Here is an 8599-nt window from a genome sequence, read left to right as displayed (position 1 = left end):
AGATGCTGGTGGGCATGCGCAGCGCGTACGCGAGGGGCTCGGACAGGAGCACGATGCCGAACCCGGCGAAGAACATGGCGCCCTCGGGAGGCATGGCCGGGGCGAGCAGCGCGACGCCGCCTCGCATGGCGTAGCCCACCGCCCCCACGAGCGCACACGGCAGCAGCGCGCCGCGAGGGACGTCGAAGAGCACGGCGAAGCCAACGGTGGCCACGAGCGCCATCAGGGTGGCGGGGATGAGCGGCGGCGACGTGCTGGTGGCGAGCGCCAACTGGGCTCCGGAGACGAGCAGCACCACGTACAGGCCGGCCCCGGCGATGGCGATGACGAGCGCCGCGGAGGAGGCCCGGGCCATGCCGGAGAGGGTGTCCCCCCGGAACAGGTCCGCCACGGAGCTGACCATGTGGACGCCGGGCACCAGCAGGAGCAACGAGGCGGCCAGGACGAGCCCCGGCTCGGTGGCCCCCAGCACCCGAGCCCCCAGCAGCCCCAGCCCGGCGGCCACCACCGCCACCAGGAACGTCATCGCCAGCCGGCCCACCTGCAGCCGGGCCAGCAGCTCGCGCAGGGCCTGCCCCACGCCGGCCGCCACGCCCGCCACCCCGGCCTCCAGGGCATTGCCCCCGAAGAGGAGCGCGAAGCAGGCGCAGGCGGCTCCCACCGCCAGGACCGTGATGACGAACCCATAGAGCCGGGGGGCGCGGGCGATGCGCTCCAGCTCGTCGCGGAGCTGCGGCAGGCTCAGCTCGCCAGAGCCGGCCCGCTCGGCCAGCGCGTTGATGGCGGCCACCCGGTTCAGGTCGATGCCCGTCTTCACCACGCGCACGATGCGGGTGCGGTGCTGCTCGTGGGAGATGGCGGTGGTCACGATGCCGGTGGGCGTGGCGAACACGTCCAGCCGCTGCGCGCCCAGCGCCACCCCGAAGCGGGTGATCGCCTCCTCCACCCGGGCCATGTTGGCGCCGTTCTCCAGCATGATCTGCCCGGCGCGCAGCGCCACGCCGAGCACTTCGCCGAGCTCCTGGTTGCCGAGGGGATGCGTGTCCATCCGTGCGGGGGGCTACCTTCCGAGCGGTTTGGTGTTGGAGACCTGGAGCCCCGCGTCCGAGACCTGGACGAACACCTCGCTCGCGGCGGGGACGTCGATGAAGCCGTGCTGATCCTTGTTCCCGAGCCCGAAGCTCACGTCCAACCGGTGGCGACCCGGCGTCACCTCGTGCAGGGTGAGCGCGCTGGAGGTGCCGGAAACCCTGCGCGCGTAGTCCATCGTGACGGTGCAGGGCTTGTGGCAGCGGAGGTGGAGACGCGAGGTGTCATCCTTCTTCCGCTCGGGGGGCGCCGCGGGCTTCGTCGTGCCCCCCTCGGGCGGCGTGGAGGAGGACGGCCCCGGGGAGACGCCCAGGCGCAGCCGCGAATCCATGTACACGGTGGCCTCGGGAGCCTCGGGGATGTCGACGTAGCTGGACACCTTGGGCAGGCCGAGGGCGCCCTTGATCTCGATGCGCCGCCTGCCGGCGGGCACCTCCTTGAACTCCCATTGGGAGTCGCTCACCCGCCGGCCGGACTTGCCCTCGAGGAGCACGGAGCAGCTCTCCCGGCAGCGGACCGTGACGGTGGTGCCCTCGGCGGCGAGGGCCACCGAGGAGACGAACAGAAGGACGACGAAGCAGAGCGCGCGCATGGCAGACCGGAGACGTCTACCACTTCCGGTGTCCGGCGTGCCCTCAGTCCTGCTGCGGGACTTCGCCGCCCAGCTTGCCGAAGCCCTGGAAGATGGACGCCATGGTGCCCATCAGGAAGGAGCGGGACATCTCCTTGACGACCTTCAGCTCCTTGCTCTCCTCGAACATCTTCTGCATCTCGCCGTTGAACTCGGCGCCAGCGGAGGAGGTCGAGTTCTTCTTCGCCTCGGAGATGGCCGTGGAGACGATGTCGCGACCGGAGACGGGCGGGGCACTCACCGACTGGGGCACCGCACCGGCGGCACCGGCCTGCACGCGCGAGAGAAAGCTCGTACGGGGGGCCTCCCGCGCCGCGGACGGGGTCGAGGTGGGCAGGCGGGGACCGGTCAGACCGTTGATGGTGGACATGGAGCCTCTCCAGGGGAAACCTCCCCCTGAGGAGGGAAGTCCGCCTCCCATTATCGCCCAAGGCCCGCCAAAGTTGCTTGGGAGAATTCCGCCGGGCCCGGCCAAGGCCCCCCACGGGGTTGGGCCGCCACGCCTTCGGGCGTATCCTCCCCCCTCCCTTCAGGAGAGACACCCGAGGATGGAGCACCCCAGGAAGGTAGCGACAGCACTCACCATTGCCGGCTCGGACAGTGGCGGTGGAGCGGGCATCCAGGCGGACCTGCGGACCTTCGCGTTCCACTGCGTCCACGGAACCAGCGCCCTCACCGCGCTGACGGCCCAGAACACGCTCGGCGTCACCCGGGTGGACGTCATGACCCCCGAGTCGGTGGCGGCCCAGATGGACGCGGTGGCGACGGACATCGGGGTCGACGCCGCCAAGCTCGGCATGCTGGTCAACCGGGAGATCATCTCCACGGTGGCCTCCCGGCTTCAGGCGCTGGGCATCACCCGGGTCGTCGTGGATCCGGTGATGGTGTCGCGCGCGGGCGCCCGGCTCATCGACGACGAGGCCGTGGGCGCGCTGCGCGAGCGGCTCCTGCCACTGGCCACCCTCGTCACCCCCAACCGGCACGAGGCGCAGCTCCTGGCGGGAATGGAGCTCCACACGCTCGAGGACATGCGGGAGGCGGCGCGCCGCATCCACCGGCTCGGGCCCGGGGCGGTGCTCGTCAAGGGAGGGGCGATGCCGGGCCCCCTGCGCGGCACCGACGTCTGGTTCGACGGCCAGCACCTGGAGACGCTGCACCTGGCCTCGGTGGAGACGCCCAACACCCACGGCACCGGGTGCACGCTGTCGGCGGCCGTCGCCGCCAACCTGGCCCTGGGTCAGGAGCTGCTCGACGCCACCCGGCGTGCCAAGGAGTACGTCACCCGAGCGTTGCAGCACCCGCTCGCGGTGGGACGGGGCAATGGTCCCATCGGCCACTTCTTCCCGCTGCTCGGGTCCTGAGCGGGCCCCGGCTGGACGCTCGTTTCCCAGGCAGGCGTGTGAACCGGGCCCGTTGCCACGGCCAGGAGGCGGAAGCTCCAGGCCCCGCCGCTCTGCGGTAGCATGGGCAACCAAGGGGGGCATGGTATTGGACCCGAGGAAGACTGACAGGGGGCCGGTACCCCAGGAACTCCAGGCCAGCAATCGGCTGCTCCAGGCGCTCACCGTGGCCCAGCAGGAGTTCATCCAGGGCAGCGACGCGCACAGCCTGTTCGACAAGCTGCTCGAGGTGCTGCTCCAGGTGACGGGCAGCGAGTACGGCTTCATCGGCGAGGTGCTCCGCGACCCGCAGGGCCAGCCCTACGTCCAGAGCTATGCCGTCACCAACATCGCCTGGACGGACGAGCTGCGCGAGTACTACGACCGGTACATCTCGAAGGGCCTGGAGTTCCGCAACCTCCACTCGCTCTTCGGCGCCGTGCTCCGGACCGGCGAGCCGGTGATCGCCAACTCGCCCGCGACGGATCCCCGCCGGGGTGGGCTCCCCCACGGCCACCCCGCCATGCACGCCTTCCTGGGGCTGCCCTTCAAGTCCGGCGAGGAGCTGGTGGGCATGGTGGGCATCGCCAACCGTCCCGGCGGCTACGACTCCACCGTCATCGAGTTCCTCCAACCCCTGCTCGCCACCTGCTGCGGCATCATCCTCGGCTGGCGCAGTGAGCAACGCCGACGACAGGCCGAGGAGCTGCTGCGCCAGCGGGAGGAGGAGCTCCAGCGCCATCGCGATCACCTGGAGGAGCAGGTGCAGCTGCGCACCACGAAGCTGCTCCGCACCACCCAGGAGCTGGAGAAGCGGCAGGTCCAGCTCATCCACTCCGAGCGGATGGCCTCGCTGGGGCTGCTCGCCAGCGGCGTCGCCCATGAGATCAACAACCCCCTGGGCTACATCACGAGCAACCTGGCCACGCTCACCGAGTACGTCTCGGTCTTCACCCAGCTGCTGCGGCTCCACCAGGAGCTCGAGGCGGCCCTCGGTCCGGACCTCCCGGCGCCCGCCGCCGAGCTGCTCGCGCGCATCCAAGCCCTGCGGGAGCAGGAGGAGCTGGAGTACCTCCTCGGCGACGTGGACGAGCTGCTCCACGACTCGCGCGTGGGAGCCCAGCGTGTGAAGGAGATCGTCCACAACCTGCGGGCCTTCGTCCGGGAGGACTCGGGACACCAGCAGCTCGTCGACGTGAACAAGGAGCTGGCCACCACGCTGAAGATCGTGTGGAACGAGCTCAAGTACCGGTGCGAGGTGCGGTGCGACTACGGCCAGGTGCCCCCCGTCCTCGGCCACCCCACCCAGCTCAACCAGGTCTTCACCAACCTGCTGCTCAACGCGGCCCAGGCCATCCCCGAGCGAGGGGAGGTCCGCGTCACCACCACGCACGAGGCCGGCGAGGTGCTCGTCCACATCGCCGACACGGGGCACGGGATGACGCCCGAGGTGCTCTCCAAGCTCTTCACCCCGTTCTTCACCACCCGGCCCGCGGGCAAGGGCACGGGGCTGGGGCTCTCCATCAGCCAGGACATCGTCACGCGCCACCAGGGCCGCATCGAGGTCCGCAGCCAGCCCGGTGAGGGCAGCACCTTCACGCTCCGGCTCCCCGCCGTGCGCGAGGCCTGAGGCAGCGCCTCGGCCGCCCGCCCGCCCTCCAGCCGTCCGCGCTTCCGGGAATGTAACGGACCCGGTCTGGCGGCATCTCACCCGAGACAGAGAGGGAGGGAGGAGCCCATGCGGAAGGGTCGCGACCCACGCCACGAATGGAAGGTCCTGCTGATGGCCGGCGCCCTCGCGATTCCCGCGTGGGCCGCGCATTGGCCGGAGCCCGGAGCGCCCCTGCCCTCCTTCACGGCGGAGGATCTCCTGGGAGAGGAGCACTCCAGCGAGGAGTACCAGGGCCGGCGCACCCTGCTCGTCGCCATCACCGACAAGAACGCGGGCGACGGAATGAGGCGCTGGTTCGAGGCCGCCGACGCGCACGCCCCCGCGAGCGTCCAGCGCGAGTCCGTCATCTCCATCCACGTGCCCTTCTTCGTGGGCCTGGGGACGGTGCGCCACCGCGTGCGCTCGCAGGTGCCCCGGCCCTTCTGGGACGACACCCTGCTGGATCGCAATGGCGCCATGGCCGACACGCTCGGGCTCGCGTCCAGCAAACAGCCCTACGTCTTCGCCCTCGACGAGCACGGCCGCGTCCTCGCCAGCGCCCACGGGCCTCCCGACTCCCCGGAAGCCCAGCGCATCTGGTCTTCCCTGTCCGGCCCGAGGGCGACAGGCGCCCCCGCCACCCTCGACTCGTCCACATCCTCTCCGGGGGGCCCACACGGCCCCTCAGAAAAATGACGTCGCATGAGCAGAAGACGCAACCCAATGCTCGCGACTTGCGATAATCTTATCGGCGCCTTTCTTGGCTCTTGAGACCGGAGGCTCACGCCATGTGGATTGAAACCATCGTCATGCCCCGGGAAGAGCCAGCCGCCTACAGCAGCCCTGCCCCCCGGTACGATCGCGAGTCCGGACAGCAGTCGGCGTGCGCCATGGGCCGGCAGTTCCGCGACACCGTTCTCAGCTATCTGCAGAGCAACGAGCTCATGAGCGCGGTGAAGTGGATCAGCGAGCCGGGGAGCATTCCCATGGTGACGCTGCACTGCACCTCGCGGGTGCTGGAGCAGCTTCAGAAGTCCCCCGAGTTCGAGGCGGGCCGCTCCCTGTCCCTCACGGGATTCTGAAGGGTTCGAGCGGGCCGCCGTCCCGGTGACGGCGAACCGACCTCACCTCCCCACACGACTCGACGCAGGTCACTTCTAGTCGACTAGAAGTGATGTAGGCATTGGGCTCACCCCTCCTTTCAGTCGATGGGTGTGGGGTGCAACCGTCCCTCCGCGTTGGCGTTGGGGCTGGCGTGCGGGCGGGTGACGGCCCGGCGTCGGGCAGGACGGCGGAGGTTCTGTTATTCAGGGGGCCCATGACGGACACCCTCCGATACGTGCCGAGCACCACCGCCGTGCCGAGCACCCCCGTGGACTCCACCCTGCTCTCCCCGGGCTCGCGCAACGAGAGCCTCCCGGCACTCGCACAGGCCCAGAGCCAGGCCCAGGCACGACGAAGCACCGTGCTTCCCCGCGTCCAGTGGAATGGGGATCGGAACGACGTGGTGCCCTTCCAGCGCGAGCGCTTCGAGGAGGTCCGCCCCCTGGGCCAGGGCGGCATGGGCGAGGTGGTGCTGCTCAAGGACAACGACATCGAGCGGATGGTGGCCCTCAAGCGCCTGCCCGAGACGAATGACGTCGACCGCCTGCTGCGCTTCGTGGAGGAGATCCGCACCGTCGGGCAGCTCGATCACCCGAACATCGTCCCGGTCCACGACGTCGGCATCGACCACCTCGGCCGGTACTACTTCGTGATGAAGCACCTGCAGGGCGACACGCTCGAGTCCATCATCGAGAAGCTCCGCCAGGGCGACCGCGCCGCGCACGCGCACTACACCTTCCCCATGCGGGTGCAGATCTTCCTCGGTGTGCTCAACGCGCTGGCGTACGCGCACCGCAAGGGCTTCATCCACCGGGATCTCAAGCCCGCCAACATCATGGTGGGGCCCTACGGCGAGGTCACCGTGATGGACTGGGGCCTGGCCCGGCGTGTCAACCAGCCGGCCGACATGGCCCAGGCTTCAGAGTCCCCGGAGGCCCCGCCCATGAGCCCCCGCGAGGCGGCCTCGCTGCGCACGCAGCTGGGCGCCGTGGTGGGAACGCCGCTCTACATGTCGCCCGAGCAGGCCCGAGGCCAGCACGATCAGGTCGACGTGCGCAGCGACACCTACAGCCTGTGCGTGCTGTTCCACGAGTTCCTCTACCTGCGCCACTACCTGGAGGGCCGCGAGTCGCTGGCCGACGTCCTGGAGGGCGTGCAAAAGACGATGCCCGACCTGCTGGCCCCCGTGAAGCACGTGCCCCAGGCCGCCGTACCGGCCGAGTTCGTCTGGTTCCTCGCCAGGGGTTTCGAGAAGGACCCGGCGCGGCGCTACCAGTCGGTCGAGGAGATGATGGACGTGCTCCAGGGCGCCATGGATGGACGCATCCACGTGCAGTGCCAGCGCACCCTGATCAAGCGCGGGCTGCATAAAATGCTGCGCATGGTGGACGAGTACCCGAAGACCGTCATCGTCGGGAGCACGCTGGCGGTGACGCTGGTGCTCGCCTCCGTGGGCAACCTGCTGATGGCGCTCTTCTAGCCAGCCCCCCGGTGCGCTAGATTTCCCCACCCGGGCTCCCTACCGCTCTCCCCGAGGTCCCGCCGCATGCCCTCACTCCCCAAAGGCTCAGCTCCGGTCTCCCGGGAGTGGCCCGGTGTGTCCGCCGGTGGCCCGAGCGCCACCGAGGAGCTCCGAGCCAGCAACCTGCTGCTGCGGGCGCTCAACGAGGCCCAGACGGACTTCATCCGGGGGGGCGACGCGCCCGCCCTGTTCGAGCGGCTGCTCGCGGTGCTGCTCGAGGTGACGGGCAGCGCGTCCGGCCTCATCGGCGAGGTGCGGCCCGTCTCCGGGGCAACGCCCTCGCTGCGGATCCTCGCCAGCACACCGCGGGAGTGGGCGGAAGCGCTGCGGGAGCACCCCGCCGGACAGGACGTGGGGAACCTGGAGCCGCACGACCTGCGTACGCTCGTGGGCGCCGTGCTCACCACCGGCCGGCCCGTGCAGTCCGGGGATGCCGCCCCGACGGCCCATGGCCCCCCGCCCGACACCTCCCTGCACACCTTCCTGGGCCTGCCCATCGAGTCCGGGGGCGAGCGGATCGGCGTGGTGTGCCTCGCCAACCGCCCCGGCTGCTACGACGCCCGGGTCATCGACCTGCTCCAGCCTTTCCTGGCCAGCTGCGGCGACATGCTGCGCAGCCGGAGCACCGAGCCGCCGCGGCGCCCATCCTTCGAGAATCCCATCCGCCTGCACGTGGTGGAGACGGAGCAGCTGCGACTGGCGCTGGAGAACGTGGAGGACGGCCTCTGGGAATTGGACTTCACCGCCCAGGAGATGGTCGTGAACCGGCGCTGGCTGGACATGCTGGGCTATGGGCCGGACGAGCCGCCTCCCAGCAACTACACGTGGAAGAGCCTGTGCCACCCGGACGACCTGCCCGAGGTCTCCCAGCACTTCCGCGCGTACCTGCAGGGAACCCTCCCCCTCTTCGCGGTCGAGTACCGCGCGCGGCGCAAGGACGGAGGGTGGATATGGATGCTCACCCGCGCCAAGGTGGTGATACGCGACGAGCAGGGCCGGCCGTTGCGCCTGGTGGGCAGCAACGTGGACATCACCGCCCGCAGGCAGGGTGAGGAGCGCCTGCGTGCCCTGGTGCGGGCGCTGCCGGACCTCGTCTTCCGCTTCAGCGCCGACGGCACCTACCTCGACTTCGAGGTCAATAACGACCAGGGCCTGCTGTCGCCCGTCGACTCCCTCATCGGCAGCAATCTCCGCCAGTCGCCGATGCCGCAGCCCCTCATCGA

The 8599-nt window shown here is 70.2% G+C and carries 9 protein-coding genes; 6 read left to right on the top strand and 3 right to left on the bottom strand.

Annotated features, from left to right (window positions below; all coding sequences use genetic code 11):
* From VF697_RS11170 to VF697_RS11160, 3 genes are all read right to left on the bottom strand, one after another.
* On the bottom strand, positions 1-1048 hold a 1048-nt coding region (locus VF697_RS11170; protein WP_331094110.1), incomplete at its 3' end, for a threonine/serine exporter family protein.
* Between the two features lie 12 nt (positions 1049-1060).
* Entirely contained in the window at positions 1061-1681 is a 621-nt protein-coding gene (locus tag VF697_RS11165) for a hypothetical protein (protein ID WP_331094108.1), read from the bottom strand.
* Between the two features lie 43 nt (positions 1682-1724).
* On the bottom strand, positions 1725-2090 hold the full coding sequence (locus VF697_RS11160; protein ID WP_331094106.1) for a hypothetical protein: 366 nt from the start codon (positions 2088-2090) through the stop codon (positions 1725-1727).
* Positions 2091-2268: 178 nt separating this feature from the next.
* On the opposite strand from VF697_RS11160, the gene thiD reads away from it, so the two are divergent.
* The 6 genes from thiD to VF697_RS11130 form a co-directional block, all read left to right on the top strand.
* Positions 2269-3081 carry a bifunctional hydroxymethylpyrimidine kinase/phosphomethylpyrimidine kinase gene (thiD, locus tag VF697_RS11155; RefSeq protein ID WP_331094104.1) on the top strand — a complete coding sequence of 271 codons (813 nt, stop codon included), beginning with the start codon at positions 2269-2271 and terminating at the stop codon, positions 3079-3081.
* A gap of 127 nt (positions 3082-3208) precedes the next feature.
* Positions 3209-4729 (top strand): ATP-binding protein, encoded by a 1521-nt coding sequence (locus tag VF697_RS11150; protein ID WP_331094102.1) that lies wholly within the window; start codon positions 3209-3211, stop codon positions 4727-4729.
* A gap of 108 nt (positions 4730-4837) precedes the next feature.
* A complete protein-coding gene (locus VF697_RS11145) occupies positions 4838-5446 on the top strand; it encodes a hypothetical protein (RefSeq protein ID WP_331094100.1) in 609 nt (202 codons plus the stop codon).
* 92 nt (positions 5447-5538) lie between these two features.
* Positions 5539-5832: a hypothetical protein gene (locus VF697_RS11140; RefSeq protein WP_331094098.1), complete on the top strand. Its 294-nt coding sequence runs from the start codon at positions 5539-5541 to the stop codon at positions 5830-5832.
* Positions 5833-6068: 236 nt separating this feature from the next.
* Entirely contained in the window at positions 6069-7334 is a 1266-nt protein-coding gene (locus tag VF697_RS11135; protein ID WP_331094096.1) for a serine/threonine-protein kinase, read from the top strand.
* 117 nt (positions 7335-7451) lie between these two features.
* The coding region (locus tag VF697_RS11130) for a PAS domain-containing protein (protein WP_331094094.1) at positions 7452-8599 on the top strand (1148 nt) is incomplete at its 3' end.

The sequence above is a fragment of the Archangium sp. genome (genome assembly GCF_036388035.1).
In the GTDB taxonomy this organism is placed as follows: Bacteria; Myxococcota; Myxococcia; order Myxococcales; family Myxococcaceae; genus Archangium.
The sequence above is the reverse complement of the archived record's forward strand: the minus strand, read 5'-3'. Positions and strand labels throughout refer to the sequence as shown.

Excerpts from the sequence above, each read along its gene's own strand:
- VF697_RS11165 (WP_331094108.1), bottom strand. The coding sequence starts at position 1,681 with ATGCGCGCGCTCTGCTTCGTCGTCCTTCTGTTCGTCTCCTCGGTGGCC.
- VF697_RS11160 (WP_331094106.1), bottom strand. The coding sequence starts at position 2,090 with ATGTCCACCATCAACGGTCTGACCGGTCCCCGCCTGCCCACCTCGACC.
- thiD (WP_331094104.1), top strand. The coding sequence starts at position 2,269 with ATGGAGCACCCCAGGAAGGTAGCGACAGCACTCACCATTGCCGGCTCG.
- VF697_RS11145 (WP_331094100.1), top strand. The coding sequence starts at position 4,838 with ATGCGGAAGGGTCGCGACCCACGCCACGAATGGAAGGTCCTGCTGATG.
- VF697_RS11140 (WP_331094098.1), top strand. The coding sequence starts at position 5,539 with ATGTGGATTGAAACCATCGTCATGCCCCGGGAAGAGCCAGCCGCCTAC.
- VF697_RS11135 (WP_331094096.1), top strand. The coding sequence starts at position 6,069 with ATGACGGACACCCTCCGATACGTGCCGAGCACCACCGCCGTGCCGAGC.